This is a genomic window from Enterobacter sp. I4, from assembly GCF_022669095.1.
In the GTDB taxonomy this organism is placed as follows: domain Bacteria; phylum Pseudomonadota; class Gammaproteobacteria; order Enterobacterales; family Enterobacteriaceae; genus Enterobacter; species Enterobacter pasteurii.
In genome coordinates, this window is sequence record NZ_JALBUO010000002.1 from 1,229,350 (window position 1) to 1,248,779 (window position 19,430).

A 19,430-nucleotide genomic window follows, 5' to 3' on the forward strand; every position below is an offset into this window, starting at 1 on the left:
CTTTTTGTGATCTGGATTGTAGTACAACATTAAATGATTGTACTACATTATCGTCACGGCAAAGGCGAAAGGCTTCACGTTTGTACTGCAAAAGTGAGGCGAAATTCAGCGGTCGCGGTAAAGTAGTGATGGACTTACAGAGCACAAGGACTCTCCATGACACTCAATAAAACCGATCGCATTGTCATCACGCTGGGCACTCAGATTGTGGGTGGTAAATACGTTCCCGGTTCGCCGCTGCCGGCGGAGGCCGAACTTTGCGAAGAGTTTGAAACCTCGCGCAACATCATCCGGGAAGTGTTCCGCTCGCTGATGGCGAAGCGGTTGATTGAAATGAAGCGCTATCGCGGCGCGTTTGTCGCGCCGCGCAACCAGTGGAACTACCTCGATACCGATGTCCTGCAGTGGGTGCTGGAAAACGACTACGACCCGCGGCTTATCGGCGCGATGAGTGAAGTGCGAAACCTGGTGGAACCGGCCATCGCCCGATGGGCAGCGGAGCGCGCAACGTCAGGCGACCTGGCGCAGATTGAGTCGGCTTTAAACGACATGATCGCCAATAACCAGAACCGGGAAGCGTTCAACGAGGCGGATATACGCTATCACGAGGCGGTATTGCAGTCGGTGCATAACCCGGTGTTACAGCAGCTTAGCGTGGCGATCAGCTCGCTACAGCGAGCGGTATTTGAACGTACCTGGATGGGCGATGAGGCCAACATGCCTAAAACGCTCCAGGAACATAAAGCGCTGTTCGATGCGATACGGCATCAGGACGGCGATGCGGCAGAGCAGGCGGCTCTCACCATGATTGCCAGCTCAACACGAAGGTTGAAGGAAATCACATGACATCACGCTACATCGCAATTGACTGGGGATCGACCAACCTGCGCGCCTGGCTGTACCAGGGCGAGCAATGCCTGGAAAGCAGGCAATCAGAGGCGGGCGTGACGCGCCTGAACGGTAAATCCCCGGAGGCGGTGTTAGCAGAAGTGACGCAAGACTGGCGCGACGGCGCTACGCCGGTGGTGATGGCGGGAATGGTCGGCAGTAACGTGGGCTGGAAGGTTGCCCCCTATCTGCCTGTTCCGGCCCATTTTGCCGCCATTGGCGAGCAGTTAACGTCCGTTGACGACAATGTCTGGATTATTCCCGGCCTGTGCGTCTCTCGCGACGATAACCATAACGTGATGCGCGGCGAAGAGACACAGCTGCTCGGCGCGCGCGCTCTCTCTCCCTCTCCCATCTACGTTATGCCCGGTACGCACTGCAAATGGGTGCAGACCGATGCCGGGCAAATTCATGATTTTCGCACCGTGATGACCGGCGAATTACACCATTTGCTGCTTAGGCATTCGCTGGTGGGCGCCGGTTTGCCTGAGCAGGTTCCGTCGCCGGAGGCGTTTGCCGCCGGGCTTGAGCGCGGGATCGCCTCCCCTGCCGTTTTGCCACAGATTTTTGAGGTTCGCGCTTCGCACGTGCTGGGAAATCTCCCGCGCGAGGAGGTTAGCGAATTTTTGTCCGGCCTGCTGATTGGCGCGGAAGTCGCCTCCCTGGCCGACGCGTTCGCCGGGCAGCAGACCATCACCCTCGTCGCGGGCTCATCGCTGACGTCTCGTTACCGGCAGGCGTTTCGCGCCATCGGTCGGGATGTTGCTGCGGTGGAAGGCGACACGGCATTTCAGGCAGGAATAAGGAGCATCGCTCATGCAGTGGCAAACTAGTCTTCCCCTTATCGCAATTTTACGCGGCATTACGCCCGATGAGGCGCTTGCCCACGTCGGCGCGGTTATCGACGCCGGTTTCGACGCGGTGGAAATCCCGCTCAACTCCCCGGAATGGGAAAAAAGCATTCCGGCCGTGGTGGATGCCTATGGCGATAACGCGCTGATTGGCGCGGGAACCGTGTTACAGCCGGAGCAGGTGGACAGGCTGGCGAAGATGGGCTGCAAACTCATCGTCACCCCCAACATCAACCCCGAGGTCATCCGTCGGGCGGTGGGCTACGGCATGACCGTCTGCCCGGGATGCGCTACGGCTACCGAAGCCTTTACCGCTCTCGATGCGGGCGCGCAGACGCTCAAAATTTTCCCGTCGTCGGCCTTTGGCCCGGATTACATCAAAGCGCTAAAAGCGGTTTTACCCGCCAGCGTGCCGGTCTTTGCCGTGGGCGGCGTAACGCCAGAAAACCTGGCGCAGTGGATGAAGGCAGGCTGCGCGGGCGCTGGGCTGGGCAGCGATCTCTATCGCGCCGGACAGTCCGTGGAGCGTACCGCGCAGCAGGCGGCAGCATTTGTGAAAGCGTATCGAGAGGCAGTGCAATGAAAATAACCAAACTCACCACGTACCGTTTACCCCCGCGCTGGATGTTCCTGAAAATCGAAACCGATGAAGGCGTGGTTGGCTGGGGCGAGCCGGTGATTGAAGGCCGCGCGCGCACGGTTGAGGCCGCCGTGCATGAGCTGGGGGAATACCTGATTGGTCAGGATCCGGCGCGCATCAACGACCTGTGGCAGGTGATGTACCGGGCGGGCTTCTACCGCGGCGGCCCGATTCTGATGAGCGCCATCGCCGGTATCGACCAGGCGCTGTGGGATATCAAAGGCAAAGTGCTGAATGCCCCGGTCTGGCAGCTGATGGGCGGCCTGGTGCGCGACAAAATCAAGGCCTACAGCTGGGTAGGCGGCGACCGTCCGGCAGAGGTGATCGACGGTATACACAAGCTGCGCGGCATCGGGTTCGATACCTTTAAGCTCAACGGCTGCGAAGAGATGGGGATTGTCGATAACTCCCGCGCCGTAGACCGGGCGGTGAATACCGTGGCGCAAATCCGCGAGGCCTTCGGCAACGAGATTGAGTTTGGCCTGGACTTCCACGGACGCGTCAGCGCGCCGATGGCTAAGGTGCTGATCAAAGAGCTGGAGCCGTACCGCCCGCTGTTTATCGAAGAGCCGGTGCTGGCCGAGCAGGCAGAGTACTACCCGAAACTGGCAGAACAGACGCACATTCCAATCGCGGCGGGTGAACGCATGTTCTCGCGCTTCGAGTTTAAACGCGTGCTGGAGGCGGGCGGCGTTGCGATCCTGCAGCCGGATCTCTCCCATGCGGGCGGCATCACCGAATGCTACAAAATTGCCGGCATGGCGGAAGCCTACGATGTTGCGCTGGCGCCGCACTGTCCGCTCGGGCCGATTGCGCTGGCGGCCTGCCTGCACGTCGACTTTGTCTCCCGTAATGCGGTGTTCCAGGAGCAAAGCATGGGTATTCACTATAACAAGGGCGCGGAGCTGCTCGACTTTGTGAAAAACAAAGAAGACTTCAGCATGGAAGGCGGTTTCTTTAAACCGTTAACGAAGCCGGGCCTTGGCGTGGAAGTTGACGAAGCCAAAGTCATTGAGCTGAGTAAAAATACGCCGGACTGGCGTAACCCGCTGTGGCGCCATGAGGATGGAAGCGTAGCGGAATGGTAAATGCGCGTCATACTTCGCGCTGGTGATGCGTTGGCTGCGTTTTCTTACCCCAGCACGAATTACTTAGCGCATTCTGTTTACGTTTTTAATTAAAAAAACCAAATACACCCTCTGTAAATTACAGGGCATGGTGAGCGGCTTCGCTATGCCCAAAATCTGGAGACAGATTGCGATGGATATTCCAGTTACTGCTACAAAGACCGGGCGTCGCCGCTACCTGACGCTAATTATGATTTTTATTACCGTGGTCATTTGCTATGTAGATCGCGCCAACCTTGCCGTGGCATCGGCCCATATTCAGGAAGAGTTTGGGATCACCAAAGCGGAAATGGGCTATGTCTTTTCGGCGTTTGCCTGGCTTTATACGCTCTGCCAGATCCCCGGCGGCTGGTTCCTTGACCGCGTGGGGTCGCGCCTGACCTACTTTATCGCCATTTTAGGCTGGTCCGTGGCGACCCTGTTCCAGGGCTTCGCGACCGGGCTGATGTCGCTGATTGGCCTGCGCGCCATCACCGGGGTGTTTGAAGCGCCAGCGTTCCCGACCAACAACCGCATGGTGACCAGCTGGTTCCCGGAGCATGAGCGTGCCTCTGCCGTGGGCTTCTACACCTCCGGGCAGTTTGTTGGCCTGGCGTTCCTGACGCCGCTGCTAATCTGGATCCAGGAGCTGCTGAGCTGGCACTGGGTGTTTATCGTCACCGGCGGGATCGGCATTATCTGGTCGCTTATCTGGTTTAAGGTCTATCAGCCGCCGCGTCTGACCAAAAGCATCACCAAAGCCGAGCTGGACTACATCCGCGACGGTGGCGGTCTGGTGGACGGCGATGCCCCGGTGAAAAAAGAGGCGCGTCAGCCGCTAACCCGCGCGGACTGGAAGCTGGTCTTCCATCGTAAGCTGGTGGGCGTGTATCTGGGCCAGTTTGCGGTCACGTCGACGCTGTGGTTCTTCCTCACCTGGTTCCCGAACTACCTGACCCAGGAGAAGGGGATTACCGCGCTGAAGGCGGGTTTTATGACGACCGTACCGTTCCTGGCGGCCTTCTTCGGGGTGCTGCTTTCGGGCTGGCTGGCGGACAAGCTGGTGAAAAAAGGTTTCTCACTGGGCGTTGCGCGCAAAACGCCGATTATCTGCGGGCTGCTGATCTCTACCTGCATCATGGGCGCTAACTACACCAACGATCCGGTATGGATTATGACCCTGATGGCGGTGGCGTTCTTCGGAAACGGTTTTGCCTCCATCACCTGGTCGCTGGTGTCGTCTCTGGCGCCGATGCGTCTGATCGGCCTGACCGGGGGCGTGTTCAACTTCGTAGGCGGGCTGGGCGGGATCACCGTGCCGCTGGTCATCGGCTACCTGGCGCAGGACTATGGCTTTGGTCCGGCTCTGGTCTACATCTCCGCCGTGGCGCTGATCGGGGCGCTCTCCTATATCCTGCTGGTGGGCGACGTGAAACGAGTAGGCTAATCCCTTCGGATGTTTTACCCTGATGCGAAAACCGCGCATCAGGGTACGTCCATGAAACAAATCACCTTCGCTTCCCGCAACCACCAGCTCACCAATATCAATACCTGGACACCGGACAGCCAGTGGCTTGCTTATGATGTGCGCCCGTCAGGCGCGTCGTTCACCGGTGAAACCATCGAGCGGGTAAACGTCTTTACGGGCGAGGTTGACGTGATCTACCGGGCCACTGACGGCGCGCACGTTGGCGTGGTGACCGTTCATCCGGCACAGGAGAAATACGTTTTTATCCACGGCCCGAAAAAACCGGACGCAGAGTGGCAGTATGATTTTCATCATCGTCAGGGGGTGATTGCGCACAATGGCCTGGTGAGCAACCTTGATGCGATGGATATCACCGCGCCTTACACGGCCGGCGCGCTGCGCGGCGGCAGTCACGTCCACGTCTTCAGCCCGAACGGGCAGTTCGTCAGCTTTACCTATAACGACCACGTGCTGCACGAGCGCGATCCGAAGCTGGATTTGCGTAACGTCGGGGTGGCAACGCCTTTTGGCCCGGTGCACCCGCAGGGGAACCATCCGCGGGAATATGCCGGCACATTCTGGAGCGTGCTGGTGAGCCGCACCACGCCGGATCCAAAACCGGGCAGCGATGAGATCGGCCGCGCCTATGAAGAGGGCTGGGTGGGCAACGGCAGGCTGGCGTTTATTGGCGATACCCTGTCTGCGAAAGGCGAAAAGGTACCCGAACTGTTTATTGTCGATCTGCCCCAGGACGAGCAGGGCTGGAAGCGGGCGGGCGATGCGCCATTGCAGGGTACGCCAGAGACGATGCCAGCACCGCCTGCTGACGTGCTGCAGCGCCGCTTAACCTTCACCCATCAGAAGGCGTATCCGGGGCTGGTTAACGTGCCGCGCCACTGGGTGCGCAGCAACCCGCAGGGGACGCAGATTGCGTTTTTAATGCGCGACGATAGCGGCGTTGTGCAGCTGTGGCTTATCGCACCTGAGGGCGGCGAGCCGCGCCAGTTAACCCACAATGAGAGCGATATTCAGTCGGCGTTCAACTGGCATCCTTCCGGCAACGCGCTGGGTTTTGTGCTTGAAGGCCGCGTTGCCTGCTGCGATGCGCGGACCGGTGAGGTCACGTTTTTGACGTCCGATCATGGCAACCCGCCGTCTGCTGACGCCGTCGTGTTTTCGCCGGACGGGCGTTTTATTGCGTGGATGGAGGATAAAGCGGGTTTCCGCCAGCTGTGGCTAACGGAAACCGCACGGGACTAGCGTGGAGGCATCGCGGCGGGCGGAATGACGGAGTTGGTCGCCAGATTTTCCTGCTCGCTTTTCTCCACGCGCGAGCGCACGGAGCTGTCGGTGCGGAACATGTCCCACGGCAGCAGAAGCGTATCGGCAACCGCAGTAAATGGCATATCAAGAATCGCCAGAGATTTGGTGCCCCAGTTCGTCTCATCGTCAGAGATCATTGCGGCGCTGGCGCGCGTCCCTGGATATGTTCCTTCTTTACCGCCGGTGTGAGACATCACGCTCGAACACCCGCAAAGTAAAACAACCCCGCTGAACGTCGCCAGCTTAATCAGAACATTTCTCATCATCACTCAGTCATCATTATTAGCACGGCATTGACCTGCAACTCAGGGTTATAGCGAGGCTGGTACAAAATGGACAGCGCAAAACGTCCGCACTGTGGAGGCCATCGCAATTTAACCCTTTGTGCTGTTGCCCCTGAGTCTATGCGACAACCAGCAAAGTGCAAAAAAATCTCACATAAATACGCTTGAAAAGCCCGTAACCAGACCCATTTTAAGAATGTAACCCGATAACGAACACGCCTGATGGGTGTTCGGGGAAACAGAAGCCTGTCCATGGTGGAAGGCTACATTTTCTCGCTGATTTCAGGAGTTTTAATCTATGCGTAATTTCGATCTCTCTCCGCTATACCGTTCTGCCATTGGTTTCGATCGCCTGTTCAACCATTTAGAAAACAATCAGAGCCAGAGCAACGGCTATCCTCCCTACAACGTTGAACTGGTTGACGAAAACCACTATCGCATCGCGATCGCTGTTGCCGGTTTCGCAGAGAGCGAACTGGAGATCACCGCGCAGGATAACCTGCTGGTGGTGAAAGGCTCCCATACGGCCGAGCAGAAAGAACGTACCTACCTTTACCAGGGCATTGCCGAGCGCAACTTTGAACGCAAGTTCCAGCTCGCCGAAAACATTCACGTTAAGGGCGCGAACCTGGTCAACGGCCTGCTGTTTATCGAACTGGAACGTGTGATTCCGGAAGAGAAAAAACCGCGCCGTATCGAAATCAACTAATTGTGCGGGTCGCGAAAGCGGCCCATCTGAAACTGCTTGCCGTAACGGGAGCATATGCGAATCCATAAGGATTTGCAGGAACAATTGTGCACAAAATTAAACTGTGCCGAACTCGCTTCTCAGAAGGAGATTTAGTATGCGTAACTATGATTTTTCCCCTCTGCTGCGTCAGTGGATTGGTTTTGACAAACTGGCTAACGCCCTGCAAAGCGCGACCGAACAGCAGACGTTTCCGCCGTACAACATCGAAAAAAGCGACGATAACCACTACCGCATCACGCTTGCGCTGGCCGGATTCCGTCAGGAAGATCTCGACATTCAGCTTGAGGGTACGCGCCTGACCGTGAAAGGGTCGCCGGAAAAACCGGAAACCGAGACCAAATGGCTGCACCAGGGGCTGGTAACTCAGCCGTTTAGCCTGAGCTTTACCCTGGCAGACCATATGGAAGTTTCTGGCGCGACGTTCACTAACGGGCTGCTGAACATCGATCTTACCCGTAACGTGCCGGAAGCCATTGCGCCCCAGCGCATCGCCATTAGCGAGCGTCCGGCGCTGAACAGCTAATAGCTGTGTCACACTAACCCTCTCCCCCAGGGAGAGGGTGAAAAGTTAAAGCCCTGCCCCGGCAGGGCTTTTTTGTGCGCCATCGCCCATACAGCCGCCGCCAGCTCTGAGAGAATCCTTAGTATACCTATGGTTATACACAGGAAGTGGATCATGAGTGATATCGCGTTAACCGTCAGCGTGTTGGCCCTTGTCGCGGTAGTGGGGCTGTGGCTGGGAAATATCAAAATCCGCGGCGTCGGGTTTGGCATCGGAGGAGTGCTGTTTGGCGGGATTTTCGTCGGCCATTTTGCCGACCAGCTTGGGTGGGTGCTCAGCGCCGATATGCTGCATTTCATCCAGGAGTTCGGCCTGATCCTCTTTGTGTATACCATCGGCATTCAGGTGGGCCCGGGTTTCTTCGCTTCGCTGCGCGTCTCCGGTTTACGGCTCAACCTCTTTGCTTTCGGCATTGTCGTGATGGGTGGGCTGGTCACCGCCATTCTGCATAAGCTCTTCGCCATCCCGCTGCCCGTGGTGCTGGGCATCTTCTCCGGGGCCGTCACCAACACGCCCGCGCTCGGGGCGGGGCAGCAAATTCTGCGCGATTTGGGTATCCCTTTCGACGTCGTCGATCAGATGGGCATGAGCTACGCCATGGCCTATCCGTTCGGCATCTGCGGCATTTTGCTCTCGATGTGGCTGGTGCGCGTGCTGTTCCGCGTTAACGTTGAGCAGGAGGCAAAGGACCATGAAAGCACGCTGACCAACGGCCATACGCTGATCAAAACCATAAACATCCGCGTCGAAAACCCTAACCTCAATAATATGGCGATTCAGGACGTACCCATCCTGAACAGCGCAACCATTATTTGCTCGCGGCTGAAACGCGATGAAACGCTGATGGTGCCCTCGCCCGGCACCCTTATTCAGCACGGCGACCTCCTGCACCTGGTAGGACAGCCGGCGGATTTAAACAACGCACGGCTAGTGATTGGCCAGGAGGTGGATACCTCGCTCTCCACCCGCGGTACGGACATGCGCGTGGAGCGCGTGGTGGTCACAAACGAGAAAGTATTAGGCAAGAAAATCCGCGATTTGCAGGTAAAAGAGCGCTATGACGTCGTGATCTCCCGGCTTAATCGCGCCGGCGTCGAGCTGGTCGCAAGCCAGGATGCCAGCCTGCAGTTTGGTGATATTCTCAACCTGGTCGGGCGTCCGGCCTCCATTGATGCGGTGGCGGACATGGTGGGCAACGCGCAGCAGAAGCTTCAGCAGGTGCAGATGCTGCCGGTATTTATCGGCGTCGGGCTTGGCGTCATGCTTGGCTCCATTCCGCTGTACGTGCCCGGCTTCCCGGTCGCGCTCAAGCTGGGTCTGGCGGGCGGACCGCTGATAATGGCGCTGATCCTTGGGCGTATCGGCTCCATCGGTAAGCTTTACTGGTTTATGCCCCCGAGCGCTAACCTGGCGCTGCGGGAGTTAGGCATCGTGCTGTTCCTGGCGGTGGTTGGGCTGAAATCGGGCGGCGATTTTGTTGATACCCTGGTGAACGGCGACGGGATCAGCTGGGTAGGATACGGCATTTTTATCACCGCTATCCCGCTGCTAACGGTCGGGATACTGGCGCGAATGTTCGCTAAAATGAACTATCTGACGCTGTGCGGCATGCTGGCGGGCTCGATGACCGACCCGCCCGCGCTGGCTTTTGCAAATAATCTGCACGCCACCAGCGGCGCGGCGGCGCTGTCGTATGCCACGGTTTATCCGCTGGTGATGTTCCTGCGCATCATCACCCCGCAGCTACTGGCGGTGCTGTTCTGGGGAATAGGCTAGTTTCGCTGACCGGCATCGCCCGATGCCGGTCTCCTTGTCCCTGCCATTTTACGCTATGCTGAAGCCTGCCCGCAGCAAGACAAGGAGCCTTCATGAAACTTTCCCGCCTCGGTGAAGCACCGGACTATCGCTTCTCTCTGGCAAACGAGCGTACCTTTTTAGCGTGGATCCGCACGGCGCTGGGCTTTCTGGCCGCAGGCGTTGGGCTTGACCAGCTCGCTCCCGATTTTGCTACCCCGGCGATCCGCGAAGTACTCGCCCTGCTGCTGTGCCTGTTTGCGGGCGTACTGGCGATTTATGGCTATTTGCGCTGGCTGCGAAATGAAAAGGCGATGCGTCTGAAGCAGGATCTCCCCTATACGCGAGGCCTGCTCATCATCAGTACGATACTGCTGGCCGTCGCTGGCGTAGTGATGGTGCTGGTGTTCTATGCCGGATAGCCGCAAAGCGCGCCGCGAAGCCGATCCCGGCCTGCAGCCGGAGCGTACCTCGCTCGCGTGGTTGCGGACCCTGCTGGGATATGGCGCGCTCATCGCCCTGGCGATAAAGCATAACTGGCACCGCACGGGAGGGCCATTCTGGATCGCGCTGGTGGTGCTGGCGCTGGTGGCCCTCATTTTATGGCGCTACACCCGCAGCCGTAACCTGATGGATGTGGCGCAGAGCGATTTTGTGCAGCCGAAAGCCGTGCGGGACAAGTTCCTGATCGCGCTGGCGGTATTGTTGCTGTCGCTGCTGTTTGCGGTGACGCATATTCAGCAAATAGTGAGCCTGTAAGCCCGGCGGTTACGCCTTACCGGGCCTGCAATTATCGGCCTTTTGCTAAATATTTCGCCATCTCATCTTCCGGCACCATGCCGCCGCCGGTTGCCCATACCAGGTGGGTAACGCCGGCATCAGACTGCACGCGCAGCGGCCCGGCCATCCCCGCCAGCGCCGACGGCTCCAGACGGATCCCCTCCTCCTGTGCCAGCCAGCCGAGCATGTCGTACATGCTTTGATCGGACAGGGTATAGAACCCGTCAAGCAGGCGCTCCATCGCGCGGCCGACAAAGCCGGACGCCCGACCTACCGCCAGCCCGTCAGCCGCCGTGACGTTGTCGATACCCAGATCCTGCACGGCGATCTCGTCATGCAGGCCGGTATAAACCCCCAGCAGCATGCACGGCGAGTGGGTCGGCTCGGCAAAGAAGCAGTGCACATTATCGCCAAAAGCCAGCTTAAGGCCAAACGCCACGCCGCCCGGGCCGCCGCCAACGCCGCACGGCAGATAGACGTTCAGCGGATGCTCCGCATCCACCACGCGCCCCTGTGCGGCAAACTGCGCCTTCAGGCGCTCGCCCGCCACCGAATAGCCCAGGAACAGGGTGCGTGAATTCTCATCGTCAATAAAGAAGCAGTTCGGATCGCTTTCCGCTGCTTTACGACCCTGCTCCACCGCCACGCCGTAATCCTGCTCGTACTCCACGACGGTCACGCCGTGGCCGCGCAGCCTGGCCTTCTTCCACTCGCGGGCGTCGGCAGACATATGCACCGTCACCCTAAAGCCAATGCGCGCGCTCATGATCCCGATGGACATCCCCAGGTTGCCGGTTGAGCCTACCGCAACGCTGTACTGGCTGAAGAAGTCCTTAAAGCGCGGCTCCAGCAGGATGCTGTAATCGTCTTCCACGCTCAGCAACCCGGCTTCCAGCGCCAGCTTCTCCGCGTGGGCCAGCACCTCATAAATGCCGCCGCGCGCTTTAATCGAGCCGGAGATCGGCAGGTGGCTGTCTTTTTTCAGCAGCAGCGTGCCGGGAACGGATTTGCCAGATTCTTTCTCCAGCCGCGCCTGCATTGCCGGAATGGCAACCAGCTCAGATTCAATAATCCCCTTCGTGGCGGCCGTCTCCGGGAAGGCTTTCGCCAGATACGGCGCAAAGCGGTTAAGGCGAGCGTGCGCGTCGTCCACGTCGGCTTTGGTCAGCCCGACGTAGGGCAACCCTTCGGCAAGCGTGGTGGTGCTCGGGTTAAGCCAGGTGGTCTCTTTCAGGGCAATCAGGTCCTCAACCAGAGGAAACTGTGCGGTTAACGCGTTGATCGTTGCGCTTTTCATCGTCCATCTCTTCGCAAGGGGTTTCATCCGGTATTAAGCAAAAAAAAGAGGCATACTGACAAATGATATAAATTGCGTTTCAGGTGAACCAGATTGAACCAACCACGAAGAGATGAGGGCGATGGAGGAAGATAAGCGACGGCTAAACGGCTGGCAGCTGTCAAAAATGCACACCTTTGAAGCGGCGGCCCGGTATGAATCTTTTGCGCTGGCAGCCGCTGAGCTGTCCCTGACACCCAGCGCGGTGAGCCACCGCATCAGCCTGCTGGAAGAGGAGCTGGGCATTCAGCTGTTTATCCGCTCGCACCGTAAGGTGGAGCTGACGCAGGAGGGAAAGCGCGTTTACTGGACCCTTAAATCGTCCCTCGACACCCTGAATCAGGAGATCCTGGATATTAAAAACCAGGCGCTCTCCGGCACGCTGACGGTCTATTCACGGCCGTCCATCGCCCAGTGCTGGCTGGTACCCATGCTGGGCGACTTTACCCGCCGCTACCCGTCGATTTCGCTCACCGTCCTGACCGGCAATGATTACGTTAACATGCAGCGAACGGGGATCGATCTGGCGCTCTACTTCGACGATACGCCGCCAAACCACGTCTCCCATCACTTTTTGATGGACGAAGAGATTTTGCCCGTCTGCTCGCCGACCTACGCCCGCGAGCATGCGCTGCTGGAAAACCCCGCGCAGCTCGGCCACTGCACGCTGCTGCATGACCGTCAGGCCTGGAGCAATGATACCGGCACGGATGAGTGGCTAAGCTGGGCGCAGCATTTTGCGGTGAATATGCCGCCATCGTCGGGGATGGGTTTCGATCGCTCAGACTTAGCGATTATCGCGGCCGTTAATCACCTGGGCGTGGCGATGGGCAGAAAGCGGCTGGTGCAAAAGCGGCTTGAGCGGGGCGAGCTCATCGCCCCGTTTGGCAGCAAGGCTCTCAAATGCCATCAGCACTATTACATCTCCACGCTTACCGGCCGCCAGTGGCCGAAAATCGATGCCTTTATCGGCTGGCTGAGGGAGCAGGCAGGCTGAAGAATTATTACGCTTTGGCGCTACACCAAATGTGAAAAAGCGTGCTAAATACAGGTAATGCTATTGATGTGTCCTGGATAAACCGTGCTAAAGGCTTTCATTGTCACCCTGTTAGCGATCGCTTCCGGCTGGGCCTGTGCCGCTGAGCCGCCCCTCACGGCTGCCCGATACGCGCAGTTGCTGGGCGTGGGGATGGACGTGGACTGGGCGCGCACCGAGCGCGGCATCCGCGAGTTCGACCCGCTGGTGGTCCGCGATTTTCGGGCGAAGGGCATAACGCACGTGCGTATTCGTGTGGCGGGCGAGCCGACGGAAGCGCGGCTGATTCACCTGCGCAAGCTGGTGGAGGCCTGCAGGCAGTACGGCGTGATCCCAATCGTTGCTTATCAGGCCGATGGATATAAAAATGACCCGAAAGCCGATACCGAGAAAGAGACGATCGGCTGGTGGATTGCCGTGGCGCACTATTTTAGCCACAGCTACCCGCTGCTCGGTTTTGACCTCATTTACGAGCCAACCGACAGGCTGAACCACAACCTCGCGTCGTTAAACCGCGTCTATGAAAAAAGCATTAAGGCAATCCACGACATCGACCCGCAGCGCATGATCTTCATCGCACCGCGCCTGCGCGCCGCGCCGGAGGATTTATCCAGCCTGAAGCTGCCTGCCCATAGCCAGAGCTATCTGCTGGCGGAGTGGCATATCTTTCCGTGGGGGCCGCTAAAAATTAACGGTAGATACCCGTGGACCTCCGGCACGGCGGCGGAGAAAGCGGCGATCCGTAACCGCATCACTACCGCGCTGCGCTGGCAGCAAAAAACCGGGCACGTCAGCTGGGTTGGCGGCTGGGGCGTGGGAGAATCACAAAGCCTGACGCCAACCGCCTCGCAAATGGCGTTCGCAACGTTTATGGCCTGCGAGCTGCAGCAGGCGAAAATTCCGTATGCGCTGAACGCCGATGTCCAGTTTTACGACGGGGAAGAGGGTGCCTGGCGGCCTGCGCCAGAGCCGTTATTACAGGCGATGATTGCGCCCGTCTGTGAAAAGCCCGGCGAGAAGCCGGGCCATCGTGCGGTTAAACCGGCTGCTCGTGATGTGAAACACGCGACGCCAGCGGCAGCCAGCATAGCAAAATCAGCAGCCCCATCAGGGTCATCAGCAAACCTAAACTAGCCTGCCCGGTCTGCGGCATCATCGCCGACAGCCAGGCCAGCGCGCCGGAACCGATGTTCTGCAAACCGCCCACCAGCGCGCCCGCGGTGCCCGCCAGGAACGGGAACGGCTCCATCGCGCCGCTGGTGGCGAGCGGGAACAGCATGCCCGCGCCGAAGAAGAACAGCGCCGCCGGGACGAGTAGCGTCCAGACCGACATGACGTCAAACAGCCCCGGGATCCACATCATCAGCCCGGCCAGCAGGCAGCTAATGACCGATTGCCACATCAGCGTGGAGAAGCGCTTGTTCGGGCGACCGGCGAACCATGCTCCGAAGAACGCCGCCGGGATCGGCAGAATAAACAGAATGCTTACCACCATGCTGCTCAGGCCCAGACCCGCCCCCAGCAGCACGCCGGAGCAGGCCTCGAATACCGCGATACCCGCCAGTCCGCCGATCAGCATCAGCAGGTAGCACGTAAACGCCCCGTTGCCGAACAGCGTTTTGTAGCTGGTGATGAGCCGGGTGCGCGGCGCGTCCTGCGGCCGCGTTTCCGGCATCCAGCGCGCCATGCTGAAGGTGACAATCACGCACAGCACCAGCAGGAAGGCGTAGCAGGCGCGCCAGGACCATACGGTATCAAGCAGCCCCCCAATCAGCGGCGCGAGGAGCGGGCTGACCAGAATGCCCATGTTTAACAGGCTGTTGGCGTGACGAAGCTGGGTGCCCTGGTACATATCGCGCGGCAGGGTACGCGCCATGACTCCGCCGACGCCCGTGCCCACGCCCTGAAGGGCGCTGGCGGCAATCAGTACGGTCAGGCTATGGGTAGCAATGGCAATCACCGTCGCCACCATGAAAATGCTCATACCCACCAGGATCACCGGGCGGCGCCCGACGCGATCGGAGAGCGGGCCGTAGATGAGTTGCGAAACGCCGTAGGTCAGCAGGTAGGCTGCCATCACGCTCTGAACCGCGCCTTCGCGAACGTTCAGGTCTTTTGCCATATCGGCAATAGCCGGAATGTAGATCGTTTGCGCCATCTGACCGACGGCCACGAGTAACACCAGCATCAACAATAAGTTCACGTTCCGTTGCTTTTTCATGTCGCTGAATACTTTTGCCAAAAGAGAGAAAAGAAGAATAAGTGACTACGCATTCCCATAAATGCGCGAGGAATCTACCACAGAGGGATGACAATTTAAGCATTGTCGTGGTGAATGGGAAAAGCGGAAAAGGCAGGATTTGTAAACAATATCGGCAACTAATGTTGCCAGTGGATTACGCGAGGCGCAGCAGGATCGCGCCAGCGGCAATTCCCAGCGCGGCCGCGACGCGCAGGCCGCTAACCTTCTCTTTTAAAAGCACAAATGCAATGGCTGTGCCGAAGAGAATCGAGGTTTCACGCAGCGCCGCGACCACGGCCAGCGGCGCCTGCGTCATCGCCCAGAGCGCCAGGCCGTAAGAGCCCATGGTGGCAACGCCGCCGGGCAATCCTTTTTTCCAGTGCAGGCGCAGGTAGCCGGACGCTTCACGGCGGCGCGCCACCATCGCCCAGCCCAGCAGGCAGGCGCCGTTCATGAAGAAGGTCCAGAGCGTGTAGCCCAGCGCGGAATCCGCTAACCGCACCCCGGTACCGTCCACCAGCGTATACCCGGCGATAAAACAGGCGTTCAGCAGGGCAAGCCAGATCCCCTTGCGTGACTGCACGCGCCCGTGCATCGACATCGCCAGAATAGAAAGGCAGATCGTGCCAATACCGCTCCAGGCGAGCCAGGAGAGGCTATCCCCGAGCATCAGCACGCTGGCCAGCGCCACCAGCAGCGGCGCGGTGCCGCGCATCAGCGGATAGGTCTGGCTCATGTCGGAGACCTGATAGGTTTTTGCCACCAGAACCGTATACACCACCTGTAAGGCGCAGGAGACGAACAAATATGGCCAGCTGGCGGCGGAAGGCTGCGCAGAGAAGGGCAGTAAAATCAGGGCAATAAGCGCGGCGGAGCCGCTGACGCTAATGGCGGAATAGAGCTTGTCCGTTCCGGCTTTAACAATGGCGTTCCAGCTGGCATGCAGCAGTGCGGCGAACAGCAGAATGCAGAAAACGGTGATGGTCATGGCGTACCGGATGGCGAAATGTCATCCAACTGTAACATTCACCCGTCGATGCTGCTACCCGTCTACACCGCGCAAAACAGGCGGTGCGTTACCCGGGGTTCGTCCGAGACCAGCGTAAAACCCGCCCGGTGATAGAACCCGAACGCAGCGTCCGGCGCATGGGTATTCAGAAAATCAAACCAGATGCTGGCGTCGGCCATCACCACGGCTAAAAGCTGTTTACCAATCCCCATCCCGCGGCACTTCTCGCTGACGTAGAGATGCCGAATGCGTCCGGCGCGCGGCTGCTGGCTGAACGGATCGCGGTTAAGGCCGCACACGCCCACCAGCCTGCCGTTGAGAAACGCGCCCAGCAGCTTTTCGCCCGGCGCGTTAAAACGATTTTCTCCACGCTGCCAGTTCTCTTCCAGCCTGCGCAGCATGCTGAAATTTAAGGCGATACTCTCGGCCTTCAGGGCAATATACCCCGGCTCGTCCGGTGTGACAGGCTCAATTAACAGACGCGACATAGCATTCCCTCGTTATTAAAGAGGGGCGGTTGCCCGCCCCTCTCAGGTGCGACTTGAACCTGAATCACCGAATGAATTTCAGGACAGCATCAAGCAGTTGCAGTACAGCAACAATGAGTTTGAGGATAAGTATCACCATATCCACGACGCTCATACGCGTCTCCTTTTGGTTAAAAGGAGCACGATGCTGGCGTACCTTTCCGCCGCCTGTGGCCAGCACCTGGATTGACGTAACACAGTGTGCTCACTTCAGGGGTTAAGGCACTGACGGCACCACCCGTTTCAGCCAGGACTTCGTTGCGCCGGTAGAACTGCGGCCCCCTCGCTCACTGCGAACATACTCAGTATAGATAAATACTGTATGCATGAACAGTATTTTGTGGACAAAATGTGGAAGGCAATCCATACTCAAAAACGTCAAAATCCGTGCCGGAATTGCGCGTTCGTGTTCGATCGCGTATACTTTTTGCGTTGACGTAACACAGTGTGTTCTGCGGCGACCAACCGCAAAACCCTGAAAAAAACCTCGCTTAGGCGGGGTTTTTTGTTTTCATCCCTCATCAAACGAAACGTGATCCCTGACGCATTTTTGCGCAGATGAAAATATTTCCATTGTCACGTACGAAAACCTGTGTTTGTATAAATTCAATCAATGATTCCAAACACAGGTCCCCCATGACTGCATCCATGAACACCGCGACCCTACTAAAAACTGCGCAACCAGCCGCAGTGGTCGTCGTGCGTGTGGTGGTGGTCGTCGGCAATGCGCCGTAGGGACTGGATCAACACACGAATCCAAAACCCCGCCGGCGCAAACCGGGCGGGGTTTTTCGTTTAGGACCCCTCCCCGGAAAGTCGGCCCATAAAAGGACTGGAGCATGGCAAGTTCGGGCACAACATCCTCAAAGACGCGCTTTACAGGCGCGCAGCTGATTGTTCATTTACTGGAACGACAGGGCATTACCACGGTTGCGGGCATCCCTGGCGGCACGGTGCTGCCGCTGTACGATGCGTTAAGCCAGAGCACGCAGATCCGCCACGTGCTGGCGCGCCACGAGCAGGGGGCAGGCTTTATCGCTCAGGGCATGGCGCGTACGCAGGGCAAACCGGCGGTCTGCATGGCCTGTAGCGGGCCGGGCGCAACCAACCTGGTGACCGCCATCGCCGACGCGCGGCTCGACTCCATTCCGCTGATCTGCATTACCGGTCAGGTGCCGTCCTCGATGATCGGTACCGACGCGTTCCAGGAAGTGGATACCTACGGCATCTCTATCCCCATCACCAAACATAACTATTTAGTTCGCGATATCAGCGAGCTTCCTCAGGTTATCAGCGATGCGTTCCGCATTGCGCAGTCTGGCCGCCCGGGCCCGGTGTGGATAGACATTCCTAAGGATGTCCAGACCGCAGAAATTGAGATCGACGTGCTGCCGGAGCCGGGCGACCGCGCGCCCGCGCCCGAATTCAGCGCTGAGAGCGTGAGCGACGCCGCCGCCATGATTAACGCAGCCAAACGTCCGGTGCTCTATCTGGGCGGCGGGGCAATCAACGCCGCGGATGAAATCCGTCAGTTCGCTGAAAAAGCTAACCTGCCCACCACCATGACCCTGATGGCGCTGGGCATGCTGCCCAAAGCGCACCCGCTTTCTCTGGGGATGCTGGGCATGCACGGGGCGCGCAGCACCAACTACATCCTGCAAGAAGCGGATTTGCTGATCGTTATGGGCGCGCGTTTTGATGACCGGGCGATCGGCAAAACCGAGCAGTTCTGCCCGAACGCCAAAATCATTCACGTGGATATCGACCGCGCCGAGCTGGGTAAAATCAAGCAGCCGCACGTGGCGATTCAGGGTGACGTAGCGGAAGTGCTGGCGCAGCTGATTCCGCAAACGGACGCAACTGACCGCGCCGACTGGCGTCAGCTGGTGGCCGATCTGCAGCGCGAGTTCCCGGGCGCCATCCCGTCCGAAGGCGACCCGCTGAGCCACTACGGGCTGATTAACGCCGTGGCCGCCTGCGTGGACGACAGCGCGATTATTACCACCGATGTGGGGCAACACCAGATGTGGACCGCGCAGGCCTATCCGCTGAACCGCCCGCGCCAGTGGCTGACCTCTGGCGGCCTCGGCACCATGGGCTTTGGCCTGCCTGCCGCCGTGGGTGCGGCGCTCGCCAACCCTGACCGCAAGGTGATCTGCTTCTCCGGCGACGGCAGCCTGATGATGAACATTCAGGAGATGGCCACCGCGGCGGAAAACCAGCTGGACGTCAAAATCATCCTGATGAACAACGAGGCGCTGGGGCTGGTGCACCAGCAGCAGAGCCTGTTCTACAAGCAGGGCGTGTTTGCCGCGACCTATCCGGGGACGATCAACTTTATGCAGATTGCCGCCGGTTTTGGCCTGCATACCTGCGATCTGAACGCGGAAGAGGACGCCCACGCGGCGCTGCAGGCGGCGATCTCCCGCCCTGGCCCGGCGCTGATCCACGTGCGTATCGACGCGCAGCAAAAAGTGTATCCGATGGTGCCGCCGGGTGCGGCAAATACTGAGATGGTGGGGGAATAAGCCATGCAGAAACAACATGAAAACGTCATTCTGGAACTCACCGTCCGCAACCACCCTGGCGTCATGACGCACGTCTGCGGGCTTTTTGCCCGCCGCGCGTTTAACGTGGAAGGCATTCTCTGTCTGCCGATTCAGGGCAGCGAGCACAGCCGCATCTGGCTGCTGGTCAACGATGACCAGCGTCTGGAGCAGATGATGGCGCAGATCGACAAGCTGGAAGACGTCACCAGAGTGGCGCGCAACCAGTCCGATCCCACCATGTTTAACAAAATTGCGGTGTTCTTCGAATAAATCGCTCATTGCTT

22 protein-coding genes and 1 other annotated feature are annotated in these 19,430 nt (G+C 58.8%); of the genes, 16 read left to right on the top strand and 6 right to left on the bottom strand.

Going from position 1 to position 19,430, the window contains the following annotated elements:
- Positions 1 to 156: 156 nt before the first annotated feature.
- From dgoR to MOQ06_RS18185, 6 genes are all read left to right on the top strand, one after another.
- Positions 157 to 846, top strand: a complete 690-nt coding sequence (gene dgoR, locus MOQ06_RS18160; protein WP_003861109.1) for a D-galactonate utilization transcriptional regulator DgoR — start codon at positions 157 to 159, stop codon at positions 844 to 846.
- Positions 843 to 1,721, top strand: coding sequence for a 2-dehydro-3-deoxygalactonokinase (locus MOQ06_RS18165; RefSeq protein ID WP_242174264.1), 879 nt, complete (start codon positions 843 to 845; stop codon positions 1,719 to 1,721). Before dgoR ends, MOQ06_RS18165 begins: the two co-directional genes overlap by 4 nt.
- A complete protein-coding gene (locus MOQ06_RS18170) occupies positions 1,705 to 2,322 on the top strand; it encodes a 2-dehydro-3-deoxy-6-phosphogalactonate aldolase (protein ID WP_242174265.1) in 618 nt (205 codons plus the stop codon). Before MOQ06_RS18165 ends, MOQ06_RS18170 begins: the two co-directional genes overlap by 17 nt.
- The gene (gene dgoD, locus MOQ06_RS18175; protein WP_176609130.1) at positions 2,319 to 3,467 is read left to right on the top strand and encodes a galactonate dehydratase; all 1,149 of its coding nucleotides are present in this window, start codon (positions 2,319 to 2,321) and stop codon (positions 3,465 to 3,467) included. Before MOQ06_RS18170 ends, dgoD begins: the two co-directional genes overlap by 4 nt.
- A 127-nt stretch (positions 3,468 to 3,594) precedes the next feature.
- Positions 3,595 to 4,932: an MFS transporter gene (locus MOQ06_RS18180; protein WP_161177384.1), complete on the top strand. Its 1,338-nt coding sequence runs from the start codon at positions 3,595 to 3,597 to the stop codon at positions 4,930 to 4,932.
- Between the two features lie 51 nt (positions 4,933 to 4,983).
- Positions 4,984 to 6,213, top strand: a complete 1,230-nt coding sequence (locus MOQ06_RS18185; RefSeq protein ID WP_242174268.1) for a DUF3748 domain-containing protein — start codon at positions 4,984 to 4,986, stop codon at positions 6,211 to 6,213.
- On the opposite strand, the gene MOQ06_RS18190 is transcribed toward MOQ06_RS18185, so the two are convergent.
- Positions 6,210 to 6,542 carry a YceK/YidQ family lipoprotein gene (locus MOQ06_RS18190; protein WP_148420365.1) on the bottom strand — a complete coding sequence of 111 codons (333 nt, stop codon included), beginning with the start codon at positions 6,540 to 6,542 and terminating at the stop codon, positions 6,210 to 6,212. The genes MOQ06_RS18185 and MOQ06_RS18190 overlap by 4 nt on opposite strands.
- Positions 6,543 to 6,791: 249 nt before the next feature.
- Positions 6,792 to 6,865 (top strand) — a sequence feature (ROSE (Repression Of Heat Shock gene Expression) occurs in the 5'-region of heat shock genes and acts as an RNA thermometer to modulate expression.).
- Between MOQ06_RS18190 and ibpA the strand changes: the two genes are divergently transcribed.
- The 5 genes from ibpA to MOQ06_RS18215 all read left to right on the top strand — a co-directional run bounded on the left by ibpA (position 6,859) and on the right by MOQ06_RS18215 (position 10,426).
- Positions 6,859 to 7,269 (top strand): small heat shock chaperone IbpA, encoded by a 411-nt coding sequence (ibpA, locus tag MOQ06_RS18195; RefSeq protein ID WP_006177605.1) that lies wholly within the window; start codon positions 6,859 to 6,861, stop codon positions 7,267 to 7,269. It overlaps the preceding feature by 7 nt.
- 136 nt (positions 7,270 to 7,405) lie before the next feature.
- Positions 7,406 to 7,834 (top strand): small heat shock chaperone IbpB, encoded by a 429-nt coding sequence (gene ibpB / locus MOQ06_RS18200; RefSeq protein ID WP_148420367.1) that lies wholly within the window; start codon positions 7,406 to 7,408, stop codon positions 7,832 to 7,834.
- 153 nt (positions 7,835 to 7,987) lie between these two features.
- On the top strand, positions 7,988 to 9,649 hold the full coding sequence (locus MOQ06_RS18205; protein ID WP_148420368.1) for a putative transporter: 1,662 nt from the start codon (positions 7,988 to 7,990) through the stop codon (positions 9,647 to 9,649).
- A 92-nt stretch (positions 9,650 to 9,741) separates the two neighbouring features.
- On the top strand, positions 9,742 to 10,089 hold the full coding sequence (locus tag MOQ06_RS18210; protein WP_148420369.1) for a DUF202 domain-containing protein: 348 nt from the start codon (positions 9,742 to 9,744) through the stop codon (positions 10,087 to 10,089).
- Positions 10,079 to 10,426, top strand: coding sequence for a DUF202 domain-containing protein (locus MOQ06_RS18215; RefSeq protein ID WP_176609124.1), 348 nt, complete (start codon positions 10,079 to 10,081; stop codon positions 10,424 to 10,426). Before MOQ06_RS18210 ends, MOQ06_RS18215 begins: the two co-directional genes overlap by 11 nt.
- A gap of 31 nt (positions 10,427 to 10,457) precedes the next feature.
- Here the strand turns inward: MOQ06_RS18215 and dsdA are convergent, their stop codons facing one another.
- Positions 10,458 to 11,744, bottom strand: coding sequence for a D-serine ammonia-lyase (gene dsdA, locus MOQ06_RS18220; protein WP_242174270.1), 1,287 nt, complete (start codon positions 11,742 to 11,744; stop codon positions 10,458 to 10,460).
- A gap of 121 nt (positions 11,745 to 11,865) precedes the next feature.
- On the opposite strand from dsdA, the gene dsdC reads away from it, so the two are divergent.
- Together dsdC and MOQ06_RS18230 are read left to right on the top strand one after the other, a co-directional pair.
- Positions 11,866 to 12,780 carry a DNA-binding transcriptional regulator DsdC gene (gene dsdC / locus MOQ06_RS18225; protein WP_242174271.1) on the top strand — a complete coding sequence of 305 codons (915 nt, stop codon included), beginning with the start codon at positions 11,866 to 11,868 and terminating at the stop codon, positions 12,778 to 12,780.
- A gap of 84 nt (positions 12,781 to 12,864) precedes the next feature.
- Complete coding sequence (locus MOQ06_RS18230; protein WP_242174273.1) at positions 12,865 to 13,953, top strand: cellulase family glycosylhydrolase; 1,089 nt, start codon at positions 12,865 to 12,867, stop codon at positions 13,951 to 13,953.
- Here MOQ06_RS18230 and emrD read toward each other — a convergent pair.
- The 4 genes from emrD to tisB all read right to left on the bottom strand — a co-directional run bounded on the left by emrD (position 13,856) and on the right by tisB (position 16,712).
- Positions 13,856 to 15,040 (bottom strand): multidrug efflux MFS transporter EmrD, encoded by a 1,185-nt coding sequence (emrD, locus tag MOQ06_RS18235; RefSeq protein WP_193355441.1) that lies wholly within the window; start codon positions 15,038 to 15,040, stop codon positions 13,856 to 13,858. The genes MOQ06_RS18230 and emrD overlap by 98 nt on opposite strands.
- 175 nt (positions 15,041 to 15,215) lie before the next feature.
- Positions 15,216 to 16,049, bottom strand: coding sequence for a DMT family transporter (locus MOQ06_RS18240; RefSeq protein WP_242174275.1), 834 nt, complete (start codon positions 16,047 to 16,049; stop codon positions 15,216 to 15,218).
- Between the two features lie 62 nt (positions 16,050 to 16,111).
- On the bottom strand, positions 16,112 to 16,558 hold the full coding sequence (locus tag MOQ06_RS18245) for a GNAT family N-acetyltransferase (protein ID WP_148420376.1): 447 nt from the start codon (positions 16,556 to 16,558) through the stop codon (positions 16,112 to 16,114).
- 64 nt (positions 16,559 to 16,622) lie between these two features.
- Positions 16,623 to 16,712 carry a type I toxin-antitoxin system toxin TisB gene (tisB, locus tag MOQ06_RS22565; protein WP_047347446.1) on the bottom strand — a complete coding sequence of 30 codons (90 nt, stop codon included), beginning with the start codon at positions 16,710 to 16,712 and terminating at the stop codon, positions 16,623 to 16,625.
- Between the two features lie 521 nt (positions 16,713 to 17,233).
- Here tisB and ivbL point away from each other — a divergent pair.
- The 3 genes from ivbL (at position 17,234) to ilvN (ending at position 19,416) form a co-directional block, all read left to right on the top strand.
- Entirely contained in the window at positions 17,234 to 17,332 is a 99-nt protein-coding gene (ivbL, locus tag MOQ06_RS18250; protein WP_071830013.1) for an ilvB operon leader peptide IvbL, read from the top strand.
- A gap of 104 nt (positions 17,333 to 17,436) precedes the next feature.
- Positions 17,437 to 19,125, top strand: coding sequence for an acetolactate synthase large subunit (gene ilvB, locus MOQ06_RS18255; protein WP_242174278.1), 1,689 nt, complete (start codon positions 17,437 to 17,439; stop codon positions 19,123 to 19,125).
- Positions 19,126 to 19,128: 3 nt separating this feature from the next.
- Positions 19,129 to 19,416 (top strand): acetolactate synthase small subunit, encoded by a 288-nt coding sequence (gene ilvN / locus MOQ06_RS18260; RefSeq protein WP_001171659.1) that lies wholly within the window; start codon positions 19,129 to 19,131, stop codon positions 19,414 to 19,416.
- The last annotated feature ends 14 nt before the right edge of the window (positions 19,417 to 19,430 follow it).

Bases quoted from the DNA above. Each gene is read 5' to 3' on its own strand.
- dgoR (WP_003861109.1), top strand. From the start codon at position 157: ATGACACTCAATAAAACCGATCGCATTGTCATCACGCTGGGCACTCAG.
- MOQ06_RS18165 (WP_242174264.1), top strand. From the start codon at position 843: ATGACATCACGCTACATCGCAATTGACTGGGGATCGACCAACCTGCGC.
- MOQ06_RS18170 (WP_242174265.1), top strand. From the start codon at position 1,705: ATGCAGTGGCAAACTAGTCTTCCCCTTATCGCAATTTTACGCGGCATT.
- dgoD (WP_176609130.1), top strand. From the start codon at position 2,319: ATGAAAATAACCAAACTCACCACGTACCGTTTACCCCCGCGCTGGATG.
- MOQ06_RS18180 (WP_161177384.1), top strand. From the start codon at position 3,595: ATGGTGAGCGGCTTCGCTATGCCCAAAATCTGGAGACAGATTGCGATG.
- MOQ06_RS18185 (WP_242174268.1), top strand. From the start codon at position 4,984: ATGAAACAAATCACCTTCGCTTCCCGCAACCACCAGCTCACCAATATC.
- MOQ06_RS18190 (WP_148420365.1), bottom strand. From the start codon at position 6,542: ATGATGAGAAATGTTCTGATTAAGCTGGCGACGTTCAGCGGGGTTGTT.
- ibpA (WP_006177605.1), top strand. From the start codon at position 6,859: ATGCGTAATTTCGATCTCTCTCCGCTATACCGTTCTGCCATTGGTTTC.
- ibpB (WP_148420367.1), top strand. From the start codon at position 7,406: ATGCGTAACTATGATTTTTCCCCTCTGCTGCGTCAGTGGATTGGTTTT.
- MOQ06_RS18205 (WP_148420368.1), top strand. From the start codon at position 7,988: ATGAGTGATATCGCGTTAACCGTCAGCGTGTTGGCCCTTGTCGCGGTA.
- MOQ06_RS18210 (WP_148420369.1), top strand. From the start codon at position 9,742: ATGAAACTTTCCCGCCTCGGTGAAGCACCGGACTATCGCTTCTCTCTG.
- MOQ06_RS18215 (WP_176609124.1), top strand. From the start codon at position 10,079: ATGCCGGATAGCCGCAAAGCGCGCCGCGAAGCCGATCCCGGCCTGCAG.
- dsdA (WP_242174270.1), bottom strand. From the start codon at position 11,744: ATGAAAAGCGCAACGATCAACGCGTTAACCGCACAGTTTCCTCTGGTT.
- dsdC (WP_242174271.1), top strand. From the start codon at position 11,866: ATGGAGGAAGATAAGCGACGGCTAAACGGCTGGCAGCTGTCAAAAATG.
- emrD (WP_193355441.1), bottom strand. From the start codon at position 15,040: ATGAAAAAGCAACGGAACGTGAACTTATTGTTGATGCTGGTGTTACTC.
- MOQ06_RS18240 (WP_242174275.1), bottom strand. From the start codon at position 16,049: ATGACCATCACCGTTTTCTGCATTCTGCTGTTCGCCGCACTGCTGCAT.
- MOQ06_RS18245 (WP_148420376.1), bottom strand. From the start codon at position 16,558: ATGTCGCGTCTGTTAATTGAGCCTGTCACACCGGACGAGCCGGGGTAT.
- tisB (WP_047347446.1), bottom strand. From the start codon at position 16,712: ATGAGCGTCGTGGATATGGTGATACTTATCCTCAAACTCATTGTTGCT.
- ivbL (WP_071830013.1), top strand. From the start codon at position 17,234: ATGACTGCATCCATGAACACCGCGACCCTACTAAAAACTGCGCAACCA.
- ilvB (WP_242174278.1), top strand. From the start codon at position 17,437: ATGGCAAGTTCGGGCACAACATCCTCAAAGACGCGCTTTACAGGCGCG.
- ilvN (WP_001171659.1), top strand. From the start codon at position 19,129: ATGCAGAAACAACATGAAAACGTCATTCTGGAACTCACCGTCCGCAAC.